Origin of the sequence: Brachybacterium sp. AOP3-A1-3, assembly GCF_052378285.1 — a bacterium.
Classification (GTDB): Bacteria; Actinomycetota; Actinomycetes; order Actinomycetales; family Dermabacteraceae; genus Brachybacterium.
Map to the genome: position 1 here is coordinate 132,518 of NZ_JBQSXM010000005.1, position 21,076 is coordinate 153,593.

A 21,076-nucleotide genomic window follows, 5' to 3' on the forward strand; every position below is an offset into this window, starting at 1 on the left:
ACCGGAGACCTCTCCGGGCCCGGCGGTCCGCGCAACCGGTGAGCACGGCGCGGACCACATCGACGGACGCGTCCGGGACCGTGCGGCGGTCGCGCCGTCCGGAAGGTGGTCGCCCCCGCGCGGCCGGAACCCGAGCCGCTAGGATCGACCTCGCTCGAGAACGAGCATCTGCACCCTTTAACGACACGTCCCGTGAGGCGTGGAAGGGAGAACCCCATGCATGACGTACGACCACCATCAGGATCCACGGCAGGATCCGCAGCGAGAACCTCAGCCGATTCCCCGGCGGAGCACTCCCGAGTGCTCGGAGCCGAGGAGATCCGTCGGGCGCTGACCCGCATCGCCCACGAGATCCTCGAGAGCGGCCATGGCGCCGACGATCTCGTGCTGCTCGGCATCCCGCACCGCGGGGTCCCGCTCGCCGAGCGGCTTGCCGCCCAGATCGCGCGAGCCGAGGGCGACGACCGCCCGCTCGACCAGCTCGCCGGGTCTCTGGACATCACCATGTACCGCGACGACCTGCGGCACAATCCCACCCGGGCGCCGAGTCCCACCCGCATCCCCCGCGACGGCATCGACGGCCGCACCGTGGTGCTCGTCGACGACGTGCTCTACTCCGGCCGCACCATCCGCGCAGCCCTCGACGCCCTCGGGGCGATCGGTCGGCCCGCCGCCGTGCGCCTCGCCGTGCTCGTGGACCGCGGTCATCGGCAGCTGCCGATCCGCGCCGATCACGTCGGGAAGAACCTCCCCACCTCGCGCAGCGAACGGGTGCACGTCCAGCTGACCGAGACGGACGGGATCGACGCGGTGGACATCGTCCGCCCCGGCACCGAGCCGGTCATCGAGGAGGGGACGGCATGAGGCACTTCATCTCCATCGCCGACCTCGACCGCGACGAGGCGATCGCCGTGCTCGCGACCGCCGAGCACATGGCCGAGACCCAGTCGCGCTCGATCCGCAAGCTGCCCACCCTGGTCGGCACCACGGTCGTGAACCTCTTCTTCGAGGACTCCACCCGTACCCGGATCAGCTTCGAGGCCGCGGCCAAGAGGCTCTCCGCCGACGTCATCAACTTCTCCGCCAAGGGCTCGAGCATCTCCAAGGGGGAGACGCTCAAGGACACCGCCCTCACGCTGCAGGCCATGGGCGCCGACGCGGTCGTGGTCCGTTCCGGGTCCGCCGGCGCGGCGCACCTGCTGGCCCATGCCGGGTGGATCGACCAGCCGATCGTGAACGCCGGCGACGGCGCGCACGAGCATCCGACCCAGGCGATGCTCGACGCCTTCACGATGCGCCGCCACCTGCGCCCCGGGGACCCGACCGCAGGCCTCGACGGCCTCCACGTGGTCATCGTCGGCGACGTGCTCCACTCGCGGGTCGCACGCTCCAACGTGCTGCTGCTGACCCTGCTCGGGGCCCGCGTCACCCTGGTCGCGCCGCCGGCGCTGGTGCCCGTCGGCGCCTCCGCGTGGCCGTGCGAGATCCGCTACGACCTCGACGAGGCGCTCGCGACCGGACCCGACGCGGTGATGATGCTCCGCGTCCAGAGCGAGCGCATGGTCGGTGGTGGCTTCTTCCCCACGGCGGGGGAGTACTCCCGTCGCTACGGGCTGACCACCGCCCGCGCCGCCTCCCTGCCCGAGCACGCGATCGTGCTGCATCCCGGCCCGATGAACCGCGGGTTCGAGATCGCCGGGGACGTCGCGGACTCCCCGCGCAGCGTCATCGTCGAGCAGGTCGCCTCCGGCGTGTTCGTCCGCATGGCCGTGCTCTACCACCTGCTCGCCACCGACTCCCGGGAGGGCCTCCGATGACCGCCGACCAGACCGCACCCCCCGGTGGTCCCGGGCCCTCCACGCTGCTGATCCGCGGCGGCCGTCCCTACGGTGAGGACGTCCAGGACGTCCTGCTCGAGGGAGGCCGCATCACGGCGATCGGCGCCGACCTCGAGGTGCCCGCCGACGCCGAGATCGTCGAGGCCGACGGCTGCATCGTGCTGCCGGGCCTCGTGGACCTGCACACCCATCTCCGCGAGCCCGGCGGCGAGGAGGCCGAGACCGTCGAGTCCGGCACCCGCGCCGCCGCCCGGGGCGGGTTCACCGCCGTCCACGCCATGGCCAACACCCTGCCCGTCGCCGACACCGCCGGTGTCGTCGAGCAGGTCGCCCGCCGCGGTGAGACCGCCGGCTGGTGCTCCGTGCGGCCCGTCGGCGCCGTGACCGTCGGGCTGGCGGGGGAGCGCCTCGCCGAGCTCGACGCGATGGCCAACTCGCGGGCCAAGGTCCGCGTGTTCAGCGACGACGGCAAGTGCGTCCATGACCCCGTGCTGATGCGGCGCGCCCTGGAGTACGTGAAGTCCTTCGACGGCGTCATCGCCCAGCATGCCCAGGACCCGCGGCTGACCGAGGGCGCCCAGATGCACGAGGGCGTCGTCTCCGCGGAGCTCGGCCTCGCCGGTTGGCCCGCGGTCGCCGAGGAGTCGATCATCGCGCGGGACGTCCTGCTGGCCCAGCACGTCGGCTCCCGCCTGCACGTGTGCCACCTGTCCACCGCCGGCAGCGTCGACATCGTGCGCTGGGCCAAGCAGCGCGGCATCGCTGTGACCGCCGAGGTCACTCCCCATCACCTGCTGCTGACCGACGAGAACGTGCGCCAGTTCGACTCCGTGTTCAAGGTGAACCCGCCGCTGCGCACCGCCGCGGACGTCCAGGCGGTCCGCGACGGGCTCGCCGACGGCACGATCGACATCGTCGCCACAGATCACGCACCGCACCCGCGCGACGCCAAGGACCGCGAGTGGGACCAGGCCGCGATGGGGATGACGGGGCTCGAGACGGCGCTCTCCCTCGTGCAGCTGACCATGGTCGACGAGGGTCGTCTGACCTGGCGCGACGTGGCCCGCGTGCTCTCGGAGAAGCCCGCCGAGATCGGTCGCGACGAGGACCAGGGCTGGGCGCTCGAGCCCGGCGCCCCGGCGCATGTGCTGGTCTGGGATCCTCGGCCGGTGCGCGCCGCCGATCCCGCCGAACACGCCTCGCGCAGCCGGAACTCCCCGTTCGCGGGGATCGAGCTGCCGGGGATGAACCGCCTCACCGTGCTCGAGGGTCGGCCCACCGTGCGCGACGGCCTCGTGGTGGAGCGGTGAGCGAGCAGCTCGGACCGGTCCTCGCGCTGATCGCCCTCTTCGCACTGATCCTGGTGCTCATGGCCTGGGGCTGGCGACGACGGGGCGCGTCCCAGTCGGATCTGCCGCAGCCGTCCCGGGACACGCTCGACGAGCTCGGGGAGGCCGTCGAGACCGGCCCTCTGGACGCGGTCTACGTGAGCACGGTGCTCGCCCGGCAGCCGCTCGAACGGGTGGTCGCCCATTCGCTCGGCCAGCGCGCCGCCGCCCGCGTCAGCGTCGGCACCGCCGGGACCTGGCACATCGATCGCGAGGGCATCGCGCCCCTCACCATCTCCGCCGACGCCCTCGACGAGGTCACCGCCGGGCCCGGCATGGCCGGCAAGTTCGTCGGCGGCGACGGCATCCTCATCCTCCGCTGGCGCCTCGGCGACCAGCTCCTCGACACCGGTCTGCGTCTCTCCCGGCGCGACGACCACGATCTGCTGCTCTCCCGGAAGGAGCACTCATGACAGTCCCCACCCCGCACCAGTCCTCTGGTCCCGCACCATCAGGCGTCCGGGCCACCTCCCGCGTACGTCGTGACCGCGCCCTGCTCATCCTCGAGGACGGCACGGTCCTGCGCGGCAGCGCCTACGGCGCCCAGGGCGCCCGCCTCGGCGAGGTCGTCTTCACGACCGGCATGACCGGCTACCAGGAGACCCTCTCCGATCCCTCGTACGCGGGGCAGATCGTCGTCCAGACCTCCCCGCACATCGGCAACACCGGTGCGAACGCCGAGGACATGGAGTCGAGGAAGGTCTGGGTGCGCGGGTACGCCGTGCGCGACGCCAGCCGCCTCGCCTCGAGCTGGCGCTCGGAGCAGTCCCTGGACGACCTGCTGGTCAGCAGCGAGGTGGTGGGCATCAGCGACATCGACACCCGCATGCTCACCCGTCGCCTGCGGGACACCGGCTCGATGCGCGGAGGCATCTTCTCCGGTGATGCGCTGCAGAGCTCCGAGGACGAGCTCCTCGCCCAGGTGCGCGAGCAGCCCTCCATGAGCGGATCCAGCTTCGTCGAGGAGGTGACCATCGCGCAGCCGATCGTGCTCGAGCCCGAGGGCGAGGTGATCGGCACCGTGGCCGCCGTCGACCTCGGCATCAAGGGCGCCTCGCCCCGCAGCATGCTCTCCCGCGGCCTCCGGGTGCACCTGCTCCCGGCCACGACGTCCCTCGAGGAGCTGCTGGCCGTCGAGCCCGACGCCGTCTTCTTCTCCAACGGACCCGGGGACCCGGCCGCTGCGACCGCCCAGGTCGACCTCCTGCGCGGAGTGCTGGACGCGGGTCTGCCGTTCTTCGGGATCTGCTTCGGCAACCAGCTGCTGGGACGGGCGCTCGGCTTCGACACCTACAAGCTGAAGTTCGGCCACCGCGGCATCAACCAGCCCGTGATGGACAAGGAGACCGGCAAGGTCGAGATCACGGCTCACAACCACGGCTTCGCCGTGGACGTCCCCCTCGAGGGCGAGCACGAGGCCCCGCACGACGGCGGCCGCTACGGCCGGGTCATCGTCACCCACGTCGGCCTCAACGACGACGTGGTCGAGGGCATCCGCTGCCTCGATCGCCCCGCCTACTCCGTCCAGTACCACCCGGAGGCGGCCGGCGGCCCGCACGACGCCTCGTACCTCTTCGACCGCCTCGTGAGCCTGGTGACCGAGCGCCGCGCCTCCGGCGCGTCCGCCGGCTCCGCAGCCGCCACCGGCTCCTCCTCCCACCCCCAGTCCTCGCAGAAGGAGTCCTGATGCCCCGTCGTCCCGACATCTCCTCCGTCCTCGTCATCGGCTCCGGCCCGATCGTCATCGGCCAGGCCGCGGAGTTCGACTACTCCGGCACCCAGGCCTGCCGGGTGCTGCGCGAGGAGGGCCTGCGGGTCATCCTCGTCAACTCCAACCCGGCGACGATCATGACCGATCCGGACATCGCCGATGCCACCTACATCGAGCCGATCGACCCCGACATCATCCGTTCGATCATCGCGGCCGAGCGTCCCGACGCGCTGCTGCCCACCCTCGGCGGCCAGACGGCTCTCAACGCTGCGATCGCCCTCGCCGAGAACGGGACCCTCGAGGAGTTCGGCGTCGAGATGATCGGTGCGAGCCTCGACGCGATCAACAAGGCCGAGGACCGCCAGCTGTTCAAGGAGGTCGTGGACCGCGTCGGCGGAGAATCCGCACGCTCGAAGATCTGCCATACGGTCGATGACCTGCTGGCCGGCGCCGAGGAGCTCGGGTACCCGATGGTGGTGCGCCCCAGCTTCACCATGGGCGGACTCGGCTCCGGCATGGCGTACGACGAGCAGGACCTGCGCCGCATCGGCGGCGACGGCCTGCACTACTCGCCGACCACCGAGGTGCTCCTGGAGGAGTCCATCCTCGGCTGGAAGGAGTTCGAGCTCGAGCTGATGCGCGATCGCAACGACAACTGCGTGGTCGTCTGCTCGATCGAGAACGTGGACGCCGTGGGCGTGCACACGGGTGATTCGGTCACCGTCGCACCGGCGCTCACGCTGACCGACGTGGAGATGCAGAAGCTGCGCGATCTGGGCATCGCCATCATCCGCGAGGTCGGGGTCGACACCGGCGGCTGCAACGTGCAGTTCGCGACGCACCCCGAGACCGGTCGCATCGTCGTCATCGAGATGAATCCACGCGTCTCGCGGTCCTCGGCGCTGGCCTCCAAGGCCACCGGCTTCCCGATCGCGAAGATCGCGGCGCGCCTGGCGATCGGATACTCCCTGGACGAGATCCGCAACGACATCACCGGCACCACCCCCGCGAGCTTCGAGCCCGCGCTGGACTACGTGGTGGTCAAGGTCCCGCGCTTCGCGTTCGAGAAGTTCCCGGCCGCGGATCCGACGCTGACCACCACCATGAAGAGCGTCGGCGAGGCGATGGCCATGGGCCGCAACTTCACCGAGGCCCTCGGCAAGGCGCAGCGCTCGATCGACGTCAAGGGCGCCGCGCCCACCTACGCGGGCACCCCGCCGACCGCGGTGGAGATCACGGCCCTCCTCGAGGACGTGCGCACCCCGACCGACACCCGTCTGGTCACGATCTCGCGCATCCTGTGGGCCGCCGCCGAAGGCGTCGTGGACCCGACGGAGACCCTGGACCGCCTCGTCGAGGCGACCTGGATCGACCGCTGGTTCCTCGACCAGATGCTGCTGGTCGCCGAGCTCGCCGCCGAGATCCGCACCTCCGAGGTCCTCGACGCCGAGCTGCTGGCACTGGCCAAGCGGCACGGCCTGTCCGACGACCAGATCGGTCGCCTGCGCGGGCAGAGCGGCGACGTCGTCAAGGGCGTGCGCGAAGCTCTGGGCATCAACCCGGTCTTCAAGACCGTCGACACCTGCGCCGCGGAGTTCGCCTCCCGCACGCCGTACCACTACTCCACGTACGACCAGGAGACGGAGGTCGAGCCGCGCGAGCGCCCGGCGATCCTGATCCTCGGCTCGGGACCCAACCGCATCGGCCAGGGCATCGAGTTCGACTACTCGTGCGTCCATGCGGCGCTCGCTCTCGGCGACCGGGACCTGCCCGGCGGCGGGTACGAGACCGTCATGATCAACTGCAACCCCGAGACCGTCTCCACGGACTACGACATCGCCGACCGGCTCTACTTCGAGCCCCTCACCTTCGAGGACGTCGTCGAGGTGTACGAGGCGGAGAAGGCGGCCGGGCCGGTCGCGGGCGTCATCGTCCAGCTCGGCGGCCAGACGCCGCTCTCGCTGGCCGACCGGCTGCAGGACGCCGGGCTGCCGATCATCGGCACCAGCCCCGCGGCGATCGACCTCGCCGAGGATCGTGGCCACTTCGGTGCGGTGCTCGCCGACGCCGACCTCCCGGCGCCTCCGTACGGCACCGCCTGGGGCCTCGCGGACGCGACCGAGGTCGCCGCCGCCGTGGGATACCCGGTGCTGGTGCGCCCGAGCTATGTGCTCGGCGGGCGCGGCATGGAGATCGTCTATGACCAGGACGGTCTGGTCGACTACGTGAGCAGGAACCTGCCCGATGGGGGCCGCGCCGAGGCGCCGATCCTCATCGACCGCTTTCTGGACACCGCGATCGAGATCGACGTGGACGCCCTGTACGACGGGACGGACCTCTACCTCGGCGGCATCATGGAGCACATCGAGGAGGCCGGCATCCACTCCGGTGACTCCGCCTGCACCCTGCCACCCGTCACCCTCTCCGATGACGTGATGGACCGCATCCGCACCTCGACCCTCGGGATCGCCGAGGGTGTGGGCGTGCGCGGGCTGCTCAACGTCCAGTACGCCCTCTCCCAGGGCACCCTGTACGTGCTGGAGGCGAACCCCCGGGCGTCGCGCACGGTGCCCTTCGTCGCGAAGGCCACCGGGGTCCCCCTCGCGCAGGCCGCGGCCCGCCTGATGGCGGGGGAGTCGATCGTCGAGCTGCGCGAGCGCGGCGTGCTGCCGGCCCAGGGCGATGGCGCGGACCTTCCCGACGACTCCCCGATCGCGGTCAAGGAGGCCGTGCTCCCGTTCAAGCGCTTCCGCACCCGCGAGGGTCGGGCAGTGGACTCGGTGCTCGGCCCGGAGATGCGCTCCACCGGCGAGGTCATGGGGCTGGATGCGACCTTCCCGCTCGCCTTCGCGAAATCCCAGCTGGCGATCTCCGGGCAGGGGCTGCCGATGTCCGGCAGCGTGTTCATCTCGGTCGCCGACCGGGACAAGCGCGCCGTCGTGCTGCCCGCGGCCCGGCTCGCGGCGCTCGGCTTCGACATCCTCACCACGGCCGGCACCGGTCGTGTGCTGCGACGCAGCGGGATCCCCTGCACGGTGCTCCGCAAGGCCTCGGAGGCCGACGGAGAGGGCGCGAGCGTCATCGAGCTTCTCGAGGCGGGCGACATCGCCCTCGTGCTGAACACCCCCTCGGGCTCGAACGCCCGTGCGGATGGATATGCCATCCGCGCGGCGGCGACCAGCATGGACGTCCCGATGATCACGACGCTCCAGGAGTTCCAGGCCGCCGTGCAGGCGATCGAGGCACGGCCCGAGGAGCCGTTCGCGGTGGGCAGCCTGCAGGAGCACACCCGGCGCCTGGTCGAGGCCCGTGCCGCCGCGGTCGCCGAGGCCGGCGCGTGAGCGACCAGAACGACGTGCACGGCACGAGCGCGTCGGGCGGCACGAGCGGGTCGGGCGGCACGAGCGGAACGGCTCCGGTGCCCTTCGGTGCGCGCCTGCAGCGGTCGGTGCAGGAGAACGGCCCGATCGTCGCAGGGATCGACCCCCACGCCTCGCTGCTCGAGGCGTGGGGCCTGCCGGACACCCCGGCCGGCCTCGAGGCGTTCTCGCGCATCACGCTGGACGCCGTCGCGGGGCAGGTCGCCGCGGTCAAGCCGCAGTCGGCCTTCTTCGAGCGTCACGGGTCCGCCGGTGTCGCGGTCCTCGAGGGTCTCCTGGCCGCTGCGCGCGAGCGCGGGGTGCTCACCATCCTCGACGTCAAGCGCGGCGACATCGGCTCGACGATGGGGGCGTACGCCCAGGCGCACCTCGCCCCGGGAGCGCCTCTCGAGGCCGATGCGATCACCGTGAGCCCGTACCTGGGGACCGGATCGCTCGATCCTGCGGTGCATCTCGCCCTCGAGCACGGCAAGGGCCTGTTCGTCCTCGCCCTGACCTCGAACCCCGACGGACCGCAGGTCCAGCACGCGCTGACGGCACCAGACACGCCGGTGGCGCTGAAGATCGCGCGACACGCCGAGCGGATCGGTGCCGGAGATCCGGGGGAGTGGGGGAGCGTCGGACTGGTCGTCGGCGCGACGGTCGGCGACGCCTATCGGCGGCTCGGACTGGACCGCGCCGCTCCCTCGGTGCCACTGCTCGCCCCGGGCTTCGGCGCCCAGGGTGCAGGCCCCGACCAGATGGTGGAAGTATTCGGCGACAGTGCAGGTCACGTCCTGGTTTCGCTGTCCCGCGGGATCCTGTCCGAGGGTCCGGACCCGGTGCGTCTGCGCGAGGTCGTCGGCAGGCTCCGGGACGAGTACAGCGGCCGGTCATGACCGTCTGAGCACACCGCGGCGCATCGTCGCGGAAGCCGGGTTCAGGGGCGTTCCGGAGAGGTCCGGGACGCCCCTGATCTGCACCCGACCTGGGGTGGAGCGTGTCAGAAGTGCCCTTGGCCACGATATTGGGGTTACGCTCTTCCCACACGCGTGGTCCTCCCGGATCCCGCCCGTCACCAGCAAGAGAAGATGAGGTAAGAACAGTGGCTCTCCCTCCCCTCACCCCTGAGCAGCGGGCCGACGCCCTGAAGAAGGCCGCCGAGGCTCGTCGCGAGCGCGCGGTCATCAAGGCCCGGCTCAAGGACAGCGCCGGCCACCGAGGCGCCGAGATCAAGAAGGTCCTCGTCGAGGCCGAATCCAACGAGATCGTCGGTCGCCTCCGGGTCGCCGCGCTGCTCGAGGCGCTGCCGGGCGTCGGCAAGGTCAAGGCACAGCAGATCATGGAGGAGATCGGCATCTCCCCCTCCCGCAAGATCCGGGGCCTCGGCTCCCATCAGGCGGAGAAGCTCGTCGCCCACTTCTCCGAGTGACCGATCCGTCAGGGGCCGGTGCCGTCACGACGGCACCGGCCCCCGTCACGGTCCTGGCCGGGCCCACAGCCGTCGGCAAGGGCACGGTCTCCGCAGCGATCCGCGCGCAGTACCCCGAGATCTGGCTCTCGGTGTCCGCGACCACCCGGCCCGCACGGCCCGGTGAGGTCGACGGCGTGCACTACCGGTTCGTGACGGAGGAGGAGTTCTCCCGTCTCGTCGACACCGGGCAGATGCTCGAGTGGGCGGTCGTCCACGGCCGCAACAAGTACGGCACGCCGCGCGGTCCCGTCGAGGAGAAGGTCGCCGAAGGGCGGCCAGTGCTGCTGGAGATCGATCTCGCCGGTGCTCGGCAGGTGCGCGACTCCCTGCCCGACGCCCGTTTCGTGTTCCTCGCCCCGCCGGACTGGGACACCCTCGTGGACCGGCTCGTGGGCCGGGGCACCGAGGACGCCCAGGAGCGCGAACGCCGGCTGGAGACCGCGAAGGTCGAGCTGGCCGCGGAGAGCGAGTTCGACGTGACCATCGTCAACGACACCGTGGACAGCGCCGCCGCAGAGCTCGCCGGCCTGATCGGCGTGCGCGACCTCACCTGACCCGTGCGCCGGCGCACTCGCCCCTTCCCGGGTCGAGGGCGTATCCTGAAGCGTCGCACCCCGAAACTTACGAAGGGACATCCGTGGCCGGAACAGTCGCTCAGCCCGAAGGCATCACGAACCCCCCGATCGACCGTCTCCTGGAGACCGTCGATTCCAAGTACGCGCTGGTGCTCTACGGCTCCCAGCGCGCCCGCCAGATCAACGCCTACTACTCGCAGCTCTCCGAGGGCCTGCTCGAGTTCGTCGGCCCGCTGGTGGACGTGGACAACCAGGAGAAGTCCCTGTCGATCGCGTTGCGCGAGATCGACGAGGGCCTGCTGACCGTCCGCGAGATCGACGAGGCCGAGTACGCCGCCCAGAACGAGCCCGATCCGGACGCCCCGGCGCCGCTCAAGCTCGGCGACGACGCCCCCGAGGTCCCGTCCTCCGAATTCGGCTTCTGACCTTCACCCTCCACCGGGAGCTGCGATGAGCATCGTGAAGAGCACCCTCGACGGTGCCCGCGTCCTGGTCGGCGTCGGCGGAGGGATCGCCGCCTACAAGACCGCGCACCTGGTGCGCGGTCTTGTCGGTGAAGGGGCCGACGTGCGCGTCGTCCCGACCGCGTCCTCACTGCAGTTCGTGGGTGCCGCGACGTGGGAGGCGCTCAGCGGTCACAAGGTCCTGACCTCGGTGTTCGAGGACGTCGACCAGGTTGCGCACGTCCGGTTCGGCCAGGAGGCCGACCTGATCGTGATCGCCCCCGCCACCGCCGACCTGCTGGCGCGGATGCGCACGGGCCGTGCCGATGATCTGCTCACCGCCTCCCTGCTCGTGACCCGGGCACCGGTCGTCCTCGCCCCCGCGATGCACACCGAGATGTGGCAGCACCCGGCGACGCTCGAGAACGTCGCCGTGCTGCGGGAGCGCGGCGTCATCGTGCTGGAACCCGCTGTCGGCCGCCTGACCGGTCCCGACTCCGGCCCCGGCCGTCTGCCCGAGCCCGCCGCGCTGCTCGAGGCGGCGCGCGCCGCGATCACCGCGCCGCGGGGCGAGCGCGGCGAGGTGCTCCAGGACCTCGCCGGGCACGAGCTGCTCATCACCGCCGGCGGCACCCGGGAGGACCTCGACCCGGTGCGCTTCCTCGCCAACCATTCCTCGGGACGGCAGGGCTGGGCCCTCGCCCATGCCGCTCTCGTGCGGGGCGCGCGGGTGCTCCTGGCCGCCGCGAACGTCGACCTGGAGACCCCGCCCGGCGCCCGGCGGCTCGATGTCGGCAGTGCCGCCGAGCTCGCCGCGGCCGTTGCCGAGCATCGCGGCGGCGTGGACGGCCTGGTCATGGCCGCCGCTGTGGCAGATTTCACCGCCGCCGAGCGGAGCCAGGAGAAGATCAAGAAGGACGAGTCCGAGGCCGACTCGGTGCCCACGATCGCCCTGCGTCGCACCGACGACATCCTGCGTCACAGCGTGCTGGACCGCGGCGATGCCGAGCACCCCGTGATCGTCGGCTTCGCGGCCGAGACCGGCGGGAACGGCAGCTCGGCCCTCGATCTGGCCCGCTCCAAGGCCCGCCGCAAGGGTGCTGACCTGCTGGTCTTCAACGACGTCACCGCAGGAGTGTTCGGCTCCTCGGACAATGCCGTGCGCATCCTGGACGGCGAGGGGGCCGAGGTCGCCGAGGCGGCCGGGAGCAAGACCGTCGTCGCCCACGCGGTGCTCGACGAACTCGCCGGTCGGCTGCCGCAAGTACCCTGGTCCGCATGACCTCCAGCGAGCTGCGCACCTTCACCTCAGAATCGGTCACCGAAGGACACCCGGACAAGATCTGCGACCAGATCTCCGATGCGATCCTCGATGACCTGCTGTCCCAGGACCGCGACGCACGCGTCGCCGTCGAGACCATGGTGACCACCGGCCTCGTGCACGTCGCCGGCGAGGTCCGCACCACCGGGTACAGCGACGTCGCGACGATCGTGCGCGACGTCATCCGGGAGATCGGCTACGACTCCTCCGAGAAGGGCTTCGACGCGGATTCCTGCGGCATCGAGGTCTCCATCGGCGCGCAGTCCCCGGACATCGCCCAGGGCGTGGACACGTCGTTCGAGACCCGCGGGGACGCCGCCGCCGAAGCCTTCGCACGGCTCGGCGCCGGGGACCAGGGACTCATGTTCGGCTATGCCTGCCACGACACCCCCGAGCTGATGCCGCTGCCGATCCACGCCGCGCACCGGCTCACCGCGAACCTCTCGGCCGCCCGCCGCGACGGGGTGCTGCCGTACCTGCGCCCCGACGGCAAGACCCAGGTCTCGATCGGCTACGACGAGGACGGCGTGGCCCGCACCGTCGAGGCGGTCGTGGTCTCCACGCAGCACAGCGAGGAGGTCGACCTCGGCAGCCAGCTCGCGCCGGCCATCTCGAAGGTCGTCATCGGCCCGGTCCTCGAGGACCTCGCAGCGCTCGGCCTGGACGTCTCGGACGTCACCACCCACATCAACCCCTCGGGCCGCTTCGTGCTCGGAGGGCCCAAGGGCGATGCCGGTCTGACCGGCCGCAAGATCATCGTGGACACCTACGGCGGCATGGCCCGTCACGGCGGCGGGGCCTTCTCCGGCAAGGATCCCTCGAAGGTGGACCGCTCCGGGGCATACGCCATGCGCTGGGTCGCGAAGAACATCGTCGCCGCGGGTCTCGCGGACCGCTGCGAGGTCCAGGTCGCCTACGCGATCGGCGTCGCGGAGCCCGTGGGGCTCTATGTCGAGACGTTCGGCACCGCCCACCGCCCCGCCCACCAGATCGCCGCTGCCGTGCGGAAGGTCTTCGACCTGCGCCCCGCCGCTCTGATCGACGCTCTCGACCTGCTGCGCCCGATCTATGCCCTGACCTCGGTGCACGGCCACTTCGGTCGCGAGCTGCCCGAGTTCACCTGGGAGCGCGCCGATCGCGCGGAGGAGCTGGAGCGCGCGCTGTGACCACTCCCGCTGCCCCCACCGCCGCTGCTCCTACGGCCGCTGCTCCTACGGCCGCCGCCCGGCCTGCCGTTCCCGCCTCCGGGCTCGATCCCGAGCTCGCCGCGCGGCTGAAGCGTGATGAGTCCGGCCTGATCACCGCCGTGGTCCAGGACGCCACCGACCACCGCGTGCTGATGGTCGGATGGATGGACGACGAGGCGCTGCACCGCACCCTCACGTCCGGCCGCGCCACCTACTGGTCGCGCTCCCGGCGCGAGTACTGGCGCAAGGGCGATACGAGCGGGCACGTGCAGTGGGTCCGCTCCGTCGCAATCGACTGCGACGCCGACACCCTGCTGATCGAGGTGGACCAGGTGGGCGCGGCGTGCCACCGCGGCACCGAGACCTGTTTCGACGGCGGCGACCTGGGCGCCGTCGTCCTGGACCCCACGGAGCGCACAGCATGACCGACCGTCCCGTCCCCGCTCCGAGCGCTCGCTCCGAGGTCTATCCCGAGCTGGTCGCCGGCCGGGAGGGCGACGCCCTGGGCACGATCCAGCCAGACCGCGCCACCTTCCGGGCCCTGGCCGCCCGCCAGCGTGTGGTGCCGGTGAGCGTCCGTCTCCTCGCCGACGAGGACACCCCCGTCTCCCTGTACCGACGCCTCACCGCGGACGGCGACGGCCGCGGCACGTTCCTCCTCGAATCCGCCGGCGAGGGCGAGACCTCTCGCTGGTCGATCATCGGCACGCGCGCCCGCGCCGTGCTCACCGAGCACGAGGGCAGGGCCCGCTGGATCGGGGACGTCCCCAGCGGCGTGCCCGTCGACGGCAGCCCGGTGGAGGCGCTGTGCGAGGTCACCAGCGCCTTCCGTGCCGCACGCCAGCCGCACCTGCCGCCGTTCTCCGGCGGCATGGTCGGATTCATCGCCTATGACGCCGTGCGCCACTGGGAGAAGCTCCCCGCCTCCCCGCCCGATGAAGTGGGCCTGCCGGACCTGTCCATGCTGCTGGCCCAGGACGTCGTGGTCCACGATGCCCACGACTCCACGGTCGTCCTGGTCGCCAACGCCCTGAACCTCAACGCCACGGACGACGGGGTGGACGCCGCCTATGACGACGCCCTCGCCCGGCTGGAGGCGATGCGGGAGCGCCTGCGCACCCCGCTGAGCAGCGGTGCGATGGTCTACGAGACGGTGCGCGACCTCGAAGCGAAGTCCCGCACCGCGCGGCTCGACTACGAGCGTGCCGTGCACGAGGCGGTCCAGGACATCGTGGACGGTGAGATCTTCCAGGTCGTGCCCTCCCAGCGGTTCTCGCTCTCGGCCTCGGCGCACCCGCTGGACGTCTATCGGGTGCTGCGGCGCATGAACCCCAGCCCGTACATGTACCTGCTGCGCACGATCGACGCCGACGGCGAACCGATCGATGTGGTGGGCGCGAGCCCGGAGTCCCTCGTCACCGTGCGCGGCCGCACCGCGACCACGCATCCGATCGCCGGCTCGCGGCCTCGCGGCGCCACCCCGGAGGAGGACGAGCGCCTGGGCCAGGAGCTGCTCGCCGATCCCAAGGAGCGCTCGGAGCATCTGATGCTGGTGGACCTCGCCCGCAACGACCTGCAGAAGTTCTGCGACCCCGGCACGGTGGTGGTGCGGGACTTCATGCACATCGAGCGCTTCTCGCACATCCAGCACATCGTCTCCACGGTGACCGGGACGATCCGCGAGGACGCCCTGGCCTACGACGCCCTGCGCGCCACGTTCCCCGCCGGCACCCTCTCGGGGGCCCCGAAGCCCTCGGCGATGCGGATCATCGACCGTCTCGAGCCGGTGCGCCGCGGCGTCTACGGAGGCACAGTGGGCTATATCGACTTCGCGGGCGACATGGACATGGCGATCGCGATCCGCACCGCGGTCCTCAAGGACGGCACCGCTCACGTGCAGGCCGGCGGGGGAGTGGTTGCGGATTCCGACGCCACCACCGAATACCGCGAGACCCAGTCGAAGGCAGCGGCCGCCCTGCGCGCCGTGGCCTCCGCCGACACGCTGCGCTCCGCATGAGCACGCCGACCCCGCGCACACCCGTCGATCCGCAGCAGGATCGCGCATCGCAGCGGCCGCCCGCACGACGGGCCGGTCGCCGTCCCGGCCGCGCACTCACCGTGCTCGCGGGCACCGCGGTCTCCGGGCTGCTGATCGGTGCCACGAGGCTGACCTGGACCCAGGCGGATGCCCCCGACCTCACGGGCAGCGCCCAGACCGTCGCCGTCACCGGCACCGACGCCGCGCCGGCCGTGCTCGCCCTGGCGATCGTGGCCATCGCGGCGTCCCTGGCGACCTCCCTGGCCTCGTCCTGGGTCCGGTTCGTCACCGGACCCGTGCTGATCGCCGCCGGACTCGGCGCGGCCTGGTCGGCGTTCGCGGTCACCCTGGACCCCGAAGGGACCTCGGCCGGAGCCATCACCGAGGCCACCGGGGTGGTCGGCGCGCAGGTCGATGCCACCGCCACGAGCTGGCCGCTGATCTCGATCCTGCCCGCGCTCGTCCTCTGCGCGATCGGCGTCGTCGTGCTCCTGGTGGGAGGGCGCTGGCCGCGGGGGACCCGATACCGCAGCGCGGCGGTCGCCGCGCCGTCGGACCCGGCCGACGACCCGGCCGCCGCCTGGGACGCCCTCACCCGGGGTGAGGATCCCAGCGCCGGACTGGGGGAGCCCGAAGCCGGCTCGACCGCTCCCGAGGACGGCGAGCAGGATCCGCCCCCGGAGAGCGAGGACGGCCCCGCCGGAACTCCGATCCGGTGATGGTGCTCACCCCGCCCGCGCCTCCTGCGGCGCGGGGCGGACGCCTCCGCCTCGACCCGAGGATGACGTGGCACAATGGCCTGGACCGGGCCCCTGACTGGAGAAGGATCATGACCAAGACCTACACCGTGCCGCCGCCCCCGCCCCACAACGAGGGTAAGACCGTGGCCGCGTACACGCTGAACTTCGGCGTGGTCCTCGGCGCCCTCTTCATCGGGCTGGGCATGATCCTGCCGATGGTGCTGCTCGTGTGGATCGGCACCGGCGTGATCGCCGTGTCGATCATCGCCGGCATCGTCCTGTCCCTCGCCGGCTTCGGTCAGCCCCGTCGTCGGGCCTCTGAGGCCGAAGCGCGGTGACCACCGGGGTGGGCGACCGGCACGGCGCTGCCGTGACGGCCGTTCCCGCCCGCGGACTGCGCAGGGCGCTGCTCCCGGCGGGCATCGTGGCCGGCGGCCTCGCCCTGGCGGTCGGGGTCCAGCTGGTCTTCGACCCGTTCCGCACGGACATCCCGCTGTGCATCGTCTACCACCTGACAGGCCTGTACTGCCCGGGCTGCGGCGCGATCCGTGCCGTGCACTCCGTGCTCGCCGGGGATCTGCTGCTCGCCCTGCGCAGCAATGCGCTGATCACCGTCGCACTGCCGCTGGTGGCCGCAGCCTTCGTGCTCTGGATGATCCGCCGGGTGCGCGGGCTGGCCACCGACCTGCTGCCCTCCACCCGGGTGGCATACATCCTGGTCGCCCTCATCGCCGTCTTCACCGTGCTGCGCAACCTTCCCGCCTTCTGGTTCATCGCCCCGATCTCCTTCATCGGCGCCTGAGACCGGACCCGAGGTGCTCGCGATCTGCGGGCATCGCCCCCGACTGCTGCAGGAGGTATCCGTGGTCACCACCGGAACCGTGCTCGACGAGATCATCGTCGGGGTCCGCGAGGACCTCGAGACCCGCCGCGGCCAGGTCCCTGCGACCGAGCTCGAGGACCTGGCCCGTGCGGCTGCCCCGGCGCTCGACGCCCGCGCCGCCCTGCACGGCGACGGCACCACGATGGGACTGATCGCGGAGGTGAAGCGCGCGAGCCCCTCGAAGGGCGACCTCGCGGAGATCCCCGTCCCCGCCGACCTCGCGGCGATCTACGCCGATCACGGGGCGTCCGCGATCAGCGTGCTCACCGAGCAGCGTCGCTTCCGAGGCACCCTGGCAGATCTGGACGCAGTGCGGGAGCGCGTCCGCGTGCCGGTGCTGCGCAAGGACTTCGTGGTCGACCCGTACCAGGTGCTCGAGGCACGCGCCCACGGCGCCGACCTCGTCCTGCTGATCGTCGCCGCACTCGAGGACTCCCAGCTCCAGGAGCTGCACGAGCAGATCACGGCGCTCGGGATGAGCGCCCTGGTCGAGACGCACACCGACGACGAGCTGGATCGTGCGCTCGCCCTGGGCGCCGACATCATCGGCGTCAACGCCCGCAACCTCAAGACCCTCGACGTGGACCTCGCCCGGGCCACCACCCTGCTGCGGCGCATCCCCGCCGGGCCTCTCGCGATCGGCGAGTCCGCCGTCGTCTCGGTCGCCGACGTCCAGGAGTACGCCGCCGCAGGGGCGGACGCCGTCCTGGTCGGCGAAGCCCTCGTGACCTCCGGCGACACCGGGGACGCCGTCTCCACGTTCCGCTCCGTGGTCCGTCGCGGCCGCACCGTCCCGGAAGGAGCTCAGGCATGAGCACCTCGGCCTCCCGACCCACCATCCCCGATCTCGCCCGACCGGAGGGAGAGCTGCGCTCCGAGGCCGGCCCGTACTTCGGCGGCTTCGGCGGCCGCTTCCTGCCCGAGGCACTGGTCCCCGCCCTCGACGAGCTGCGGGAGACCTACGAGAAGGCCGTGCTGGATCCCGAGTTCATCGAGGAGCTGCAGCGACTGGCCCGCGAGTACACCGGGCGTCCGTCCCTGCTGTCCGAGGCGCCCCGCTTCTCGCAGCTCGCTGGCGGAGCTCGGATCCTGCTCAAACGCGAGGACCTCAACCACACTGGCAGCCACAAGATCAACAACGTGCTCGGCCAGGCTCTCCTGACCAAGCGCATGGGCAAGACCCGCCTGATCGCCGAGACCGGAGCCGGGCAGCACGGCGTGGCCACGGCCACCGCCGCCGCCCTGTTCGGCCTCGACTGCACGATCTACATGGGTGAGGAGGACACCGAGAGGCAGGCCCTCAACGTCGCCCGGATGCGACTGCTCGGCGCCGAGGTGGTCGCAGTCACGCAGGGCTCGCGCACCCTCAAGGACGCCATCAACGAGGCGTTCCGCGACTGGGTGGCCAACGTCGAGACCACCCACTACCTGCTCGGCACGGTCGCCGGCCCCCACCCGTTCCCGGTGATGGTGCGCGACTTCCACCGCATCATCGGCGAGGAGGCGCGGGAGCAGACCCTCGAGGTCGCCGGTCGCCTCCCGGACGCCGTCGTGGCGTGCGTGGGAGGTGGCTCCAACGCGATGGGCATCTTCCATGCCTTCCTCGACGACACCGACCCCCTCGTGCGGCTGGTCGGCTGCGAGGCCGGCGGCGACGGGATCGCGACCGGCCGCCACAGCGCCACCATCGGCGGCGGCACCCCGGGCGTCCTCCACGGGGCCCGCAGCTTCGTCATGCAGGACGAGGACGGCCAGACCATCCCCTCGCACTCGATCTCCGCGGGCCTGGACTACCCCAGCGTGGGCCCCGAGCACGCCTGGCTGGCGGACATCGGCCGCGCCGAGTACCGCGCGATCGACGACGGGCCGGCGATGGAGGCCTTCGCCCTGCTGTCGATGACCGAGGGCATCATGCCCGCCATCGAATCCGCCCATGCCCTGGCCGGAGCGCTCGAGCTGGGCCGCGAGCTCGGCGAGGACGCCGTCATCCTGGTCAGCCTCTCGGGCCGCGGTGACAAGGACGTGGACACCGCCTCGCGCTGGTTCGGACTGGTGGGGGACGGCCCTGCCTCCGGGGATCTGGCCGCACTGCGAGCACAGGCCCGCGCCACCTCCGACAGCACCGATCCGAAGGAGACGCGATGACCGCCACCGATATCGCCACCGACCCCCACCGGCTGCGGTCGGCGGAGGCGATCGACGCCGCCCGCGCCGAGAACCGTGCCGCCCTGATCGGTTATCTGCCCGTCGGCTACCCGGACCTCGCCGGGTCGATCGACGCCGCGAAGGTGCTCATCGACCACGGCGCCGACATGATCGAGCTGGGCCTGCCCTACTCGGATCCCGTCATGGACGGCCCGATCATCCAGAAGGCCGCCTCCGCGTCCCTGGCCGGCGGCAACCGGACCCGGCACGTGATCGAGGCCGTTCAGGCGCTCTCCGGGCGCGGAGCCGCGATCCTCGTGATGTCGTACTGGAACCCGATCCTCGCCTATGGCCCGGATGCCTTCGCCCGCGATCTCGCGGCAGCAGGCGGCGCCGGGGTGATCACCCCGGACCTGATCCCCGACGAGGGCGCCGACTGGATCGCCGCGAGCGAGGAGCACGGCGTCGACCGGATCTTCCTGGTCGCCCCCAGCTCGCCCCGCGACCGCCTCGCCCATGTGGTCTCGCACACACGGGGCTTCGTCTACGCCGCGAGCACCATGGGCGTCACCGGCACCCGCGCGAGCGTCTCCGCGGCGACGGAGGGACTGGTCGAACGCACGCGCGCGGCGGGCGCCGAGAACGTCTGCGTCGGCCTCGGCGTCTCCAACGGTGACCAGGCCGCGCAGGTCGGAGCGTATGCCGACGGCGTGATCGTCGGCTCCGCCTTCGTCCGCGCCCTGCTCGAGAACGAAGGGGACCCGACCGCCTCGCGCACCGCGCTGGCTGCGGTGGCCGACGACCTGCGTTCAGGGGTTGAACGCGCGCGCCGCTGAGCTCCGTCGGGCAGTACCCTTCGAACGTGACGCGTCGATCGTGAGGGCCCACCAGCGCTGATCGACCACCAGGCCTGATCGTCCATCAGTACCGATCGACCACCAGCCCCGATCGACCACGAGCCCGCAGAGAACGGGGCCTGACAGCGAGGAGTGCACGGACATGATCCCCAGCCCGCCCATCTCCTCGGTGTCCCTCGGCCCGCTCACGGTGCACTTCTACGCGATCTGCATCCTGGCCGGCATCGGGCTGGCCCTGTGGTGGGCCACGAAGCGCTGGGAGCGGCGCGGCGGCAACGGCGACGATCTCTTCGACATCGTGTTCGTCGCCGTGATCGCCGGGATCGTCGGCTCCCGCATCTGGCACGTGCTGACCTCTCCCGCTCCCTTCTTCGGGCCGGACGGCGACCCGCTCGCGGTCTTCTACATCTGGCAGGGCGGTCTGGCGATCTACGGCGGCGTGGCCGGCGGAGCCGTGGCCGTCTGGATCATGGCTCGCATCAAGAAGGTCTCCTTCGTCGCCCTGGCCGACACCATCGGGCCGACGATCATGGCCGCCCAGATCCTCGGCCGCTTCGGCAACTGGTTCAACCAGGAGCTCTACGGACCCCGGCTGGACGCCTGGTGGGCCTGGGACGTCACCTGCGTGACGAACGGTCAGACCATCGGGGGCTGCACCCCCGGGACGTACCACCCCACGTTCGCCTACGAGCAGATCTGGATGCTCGGCGGCCTCGCCGTGCTGCTGCTCCTGAGCCGACGGTTCCAGTGGGCCGGGGGACGCGTGTTCTGGGCCTACGTCGTCATCTACTCCGCAGGGCGCGCCCTGGTCGACTCGATCCGCACCGAGCCGGTGCTGATGGTCGGACCCCTGCGCATCCACACCCTCGTCGCCATCCTCATGGTGCTCTTCGGCGTCCTGGTGTTCGTGGTCCTCACGCGGCGCAAGCAGCGCCGTGGGGGAGAGGTCGTCGCCGCCGACGGCTCGTTCGTGCTGTCCGCCCAGACCGCGGGCAACGGCCCCGACGAGGACGAGGTCGAGAAGTCCGGGACGCCTCCGTCCGCTGGTGAGGAACCCTCACCCGGACCGTAGGCCCCACACGACCCCGCGCGATGCAGATCGCCAGGTGGATCCAGG

Annotated in this window: 21 protein-coding genes; all 21 read left to right on the top strand. The window is 71.6% G+C overall.

The genetic code is table 11. The features are described from left to right. Nucleotides 1-216: 216 nt before the first annotated feature. The 21 genes from pyrR to lgt all read left to right on the top strand — a co-directional run bounded on the left by pyrR (nt 217) and on the right by lgt (nt 21,031). Nucleotides 217-864: a bifunctional pyr operon transcriptional regulator/uracil phosphoribosyltransferase PyrR gene (gene pyrR, locus ACT3T5_RS09525; RefSeq protein ID WP_444576572.1), complete on the top strand. Its 648-nt coding sequence runs from the start codon at nt 217-219 to the stop codon at nt 862-864. After that, on the top strand, nt 861-1,817 hold the full coding sequence (locus ACT3T5_RS09530; RefSeq protein WP_444576573.1) for an aspartate carbamoyltransferase catalytic subunit: 957 nt from the start codon (nt 861-863) through the stop codon (nt 1,815-1,817). Before pyrR ends, ACT3T5_RS09530 begins: the two co-directional genes overlap by 4 nt. After that, nucleotides 1,814-3,148 (top strand): dihydroorotase, encoded by a 1,335-nt coding sequence (locus tag ACT3T5_RS09535; protein ID WP_444576574.1) that lies wholly within the window; start codon nt 1,814-1,816, stop codon nt 3,146-3,148. The genes ACT3T5_RS09530 and ACT3T5_RS09535 overlap by 4 nt, the downstream gene beginning before the upstream one ends. Continuing rightward, complete coding sequence (locus ACT3T5_RS09540) at nt 3,145-3,639, top strand: PH-like domain-containing protein (protein ID WP_444576575.1); 495 nt, start codon at nt 3,145-3,147, stop codon at nt 3,637-3,639. Before ACT3T5_RS09535 ends, ACT3T5_RS09540 begins: the two co-directional genes overlap by 4 nt. Continuing rightward, the gene (gene carA, locus ACT3T5_RS09545; protein ID WP_444576576.1) at nt 3,636-4,913 is read left to right on the top strand and encodes a glutamine-hydrolyzing carbamoyl-phosphate synthase small subunit; all 1,278 of its coding nucleotides are present in this window, start codon (nt 3,636-3,638) and stop codon (nt 4,911-4,913) included. The genes ACT3T5_RS09540 and carA overlap by 4 nt, the downstream gene beginning before the upstream one ends. Continuing rightward, a complete protein-coding gene (gene carB / locus ACT3T5_RS09550) occupies nt 4,913-8,278 on the top strand; it encodes a carbamoyl-phosphate synthase large subunit (RefSeq protein ID WP_444576577.1) in 3,366 nt (1,121 codons plus the stop codon). The genes carA and carB overlap by 1 nt, the downstream gene beginning before the upstream one ends. Nucleotides 8,279-8,355: 77 nt before the next feature. Next, entirely contained in the window at nt 8,356-9,195 is an 840-nt protein-coding gene (pyrF, locus tag ACT3T5_RS09555) for an orotidine-5'-phosphate decarboxylase (RefSeq protein WP_444576971.1), read from the top strand. Nucleotides 9,196-9,401: 206 nt separating this feature from the next. Beyond that, the gene (gene mihF / locus ACT3T5_RS09560) at nt 9,402-9,728 is read left to right on the top strand and encodes an integration host factor, actinobacterial type (protein ID WP_193117277.1); all 327 of its coding nucleotides are present in this window, start codon (nt 9,402-9,404) and stop codon (nt 9,726-9,728) included. Continuing rightward, the gene (gmk, locus tag ACT3T5_RS09565) at nt 9,725-10,324 is read left to right on the top strand and encodes a guanylate kinase (protein ID WP_444576578.1); all 600 of its coding nucleotides are present in this window, start codon (nt 9,725-9,727) and stop codon (nt 10,322-10,324) included. The genes mihF and gmk overlap by 4 nt, the downstream gene beginning before the upstream one ends. A gap of 83 nt (nt 10,325-10,407) precedes the next feature. Continuing rightward, complete coding sequence (rpoZ, locus tag ACT3T5_RS09570) at nt 10,408-10,770, top strand: DNA-directed RNA polymerase subunit omega (RefSeq protein ID WP_444576579.1); 363 nt, start codon at nt 10,408-10,410, stop codon at nt 10,768-10,770. Nucleotides 10,771-10,795: 25 nt separating this feature from the next. Further along, nucleotides 10,796-12,070, top strand: a complete 1,275-nt coding sequence (gene coaBC / locus ACT3T5_RS09575) for a bifunctional phosphopantothenoylcysteine decarboxylase/phosphopantothenate--cysteine ligase CoaBC (RefSeq protein WP_444576580.1) — start codon at nt 10,796-10,798, stop codon at nt 12,068-12,070. After that, complete coding sequence (gene metK, locus ACT3T5_RS09580) at nt 12,067-13,275, top strand: methionine adenosyltransferase (protein ID WP_444576581.1); 1,209 nt, start codon at nt 12,067-12,069, stop codon at nt 13,273-13,275. The genes coaBC and metK overlap by 4 nt, the downstream gene beginning before the upstream one ends. Then, nucleotides 13,272-13,721, top strand: coding sequence for a phosphoribosyl-AMP cyclohydrolase (gene hisI / locus ACT3T5_RS09585; protein ID WP_444576582.1), 450 nt, complete (start codon nt 13,272-13,274; stop codon nt 13,719-13,721). Before metK ends, hisI begins: the two co-directional genes overlap by 4 nt. Next, a complete protein-coding gene (locus ACT3T5_RS09590; protein ID WP_444594252.1) occupies nt 13,718-15,313 on the top strand; it encodes an anthranilate synthase component I in 1,596 nt (531 codons plus the stop codon). The genes hisI and ACT3T5_RS09590 overlap by 4 nt, the downstream gene beginning before the upstream one ends. Beyond that, nucleotides 15,310-16,053 (top strand): Trp biosynthesis-associated membrane protein, encoded by a 744-nt coding sequence (locus tag ACT3T5_RS09595; protein WP_444576584.1) that lies wholly within the window; start codon nt 15,310-15,312, stop codon nt 16,051-16,053. The genes ACT3T5_RS09590 and ACT3T5_RS09595 overlap by 4 nt, the downstream gene beginning before the upstream one ends. A 110-nt stretch (nt 16,054-16,163) precedes the next feature. After that, on the top strand, nt 16,164-16,412 hold the full coding sequence (locus tag ACT3T5_RS09600; protein WP_444576585.1) for an HGxxPAAW family protein: 249 nt from the start codon (nt 16,164-16,166) through the stop codon (nt 16,410-16,412). Continuing rightward, complete coding sequence (locus ACT3T5_RS09605) at nt 16,409-16,876, top strand: DUF2752 domain-containing protein (protein WP_444576586.1); 468 nt, start codon at nt 16,409-16,411, stop codon at nt 16,874-16,876. Before ACT3T5_RS09600 ends, ACT3T5_RS09605 begins: the two co-directional genes overlap by 4 nt. 61 nt (nt 16,877-16,937) lie before the next feature. After that, nucleotides 16,938-17,771, top strand: a complete 834-nt coding sequence (gene trpC / locus ACT3T5_RS09610; RefSeq protein WP_444576587.1) for an indole-3-glycerol phosphate synthase TrpC — start codon at nt 16,938-16,940, stop codon at nt 17,769-17,771. Then, nucleotides 17,768-19,102 (top strand): tryptophan synthase subunit beta, encoded by a 1,335-nt coding sequence (gene trpB, locus ACT3T5_RS09615; RefSeq protein ID WP_444576588.1) that lies wholly within the window; start codon nt 17,768-17,770, stop codon nt 19,100-19,102. The genes trpC and trpB overlap by 4 nt, the downstream gene beginning before the upstream one ends. Then, the gene (gene trpA, locus ACT3T5_RS09620; protein ID WP_444576589.1) at nt 19,099-19,938 is read left to right on the top strand and encodes a tryptophan synthase subunit alpha; all 840 of its coding nucleotides are present in this window, start codon (nt 19,099-19,101) and stop codon (nt 19,936-19,938) included. Before trpB ends, trpA begins: the two co-directional genes overlap by 4 nt. 163 nt (nt 19,939-20,101) lie before the next feature. Then, nucleotides 20,102-21,031 (top strand): prolipoprotein diacylglyceryl transferase, encoded by a 930-nt coding sequence (lgt, locus tag ACT3T5_RS09625; RefSeq protein ID WP_444576590.1) that lies wholly within the window; start codon nt 20,102-20,104, stop codon nt 21,029-21,031. Nucleotides 21,032-21,076 lie beyond the last annotated feature (45 nt).

What these genes read in the sequence shown, in the direction of transcription:
- trpB (WP_444576588.1), top strand. Translation starts at nt 17,768, where the DNA reads ATGAGCACCTCGGCCTCCCGACCCACCATCCCCGATCTCGCCCGACCG.
- ACT3T5_RS09535 (WP_444576574.1), top strand. Translation starts at nt 1,814, where the DNA reads ATGACCGCCGACCAGACCGCACCCCCCGGTGGTCCCGGGCCCTCCACG.
- ACT3T5_RS09590 (WP_444594252.1), top strand. Translation starts at nt 13,718, where the DNA reads ATGACCGACCGTCCCGTCCCCGCTCCGAGCGCTCGCTCCGAGGTCTAT.
- ACT3T5_RS09530 (WP_444576573.1), top strand. Translation starts at nt 861, where the DNA reads ATGAGGCACTTCATCTCCATCGCCGACCTCGACCGCGACGAGGCGATC.
- ACT3T5_RS09595 (WP_444576584.1), top strand. Translation starts at nt 15,310, where the DNA reads ATGAGCACGCCGACCCCGCGCACACCCGTCGATCCGCAGCAGGATCGC.
- carA (WP_444576576.1), top strand. Translation starts at nt 3,636, where the DNA reads ATGACAGTCCCCACCCCGCACCAGTCCTCTGGTCCCGCACCATCAGGC.
- trpA (WP_444576589.1), top strand. Translation starts at nt 19,099, where the DNA reads ATGACCGCCACCGATATCGCCACCGACCCCCACCGGCTGCGGTCGGCG.
- metK (WP_444576581.1), top strand. Translation starts at nt 12,067, where the DNA reads ATGACCTCCAGCGAGCTGCGCACCTTCACCTCAGAATCGGTCACCGAA.
- coaBC (WP_444576580.1), top strand. Translation starts at nt 10,796, where the DNA reads ATGAGCATCGTGAAGAGCACCCTCGACGGTGCCCGCGTCCTGGTCGGC.
- carB (WP_444576577.1), top strand. Translation starts at nt 4,913, where the DNA reads ATGCCCCGTCGTCCCGACATCTCCTCCGTCCTCGTCATCGGCTCCGGC.
- pyrR (WP_444576572.1), top strand. Translation starts at nt 217, where the DNA reads ATGCATGACGTACGACCACCATCAGGATCCACGGCAGGATCCGCAGCG.
- ACT3T5_RS09600 (WP_444576585.1), top strand. Translation starts at nt 16,164, where the DNA reads ATGACCAAGACCTACACCGTGCCGCCGCCCCCGCCCCACAACGAGGGT.
- lgt (WP_444576590.1), top strand. Translation starts at nt 20,102, where the DNA reads ATGATCCCCAGCCCGCCCATCTCCTCGGTGTCCCTCGGCCCGCTCACG.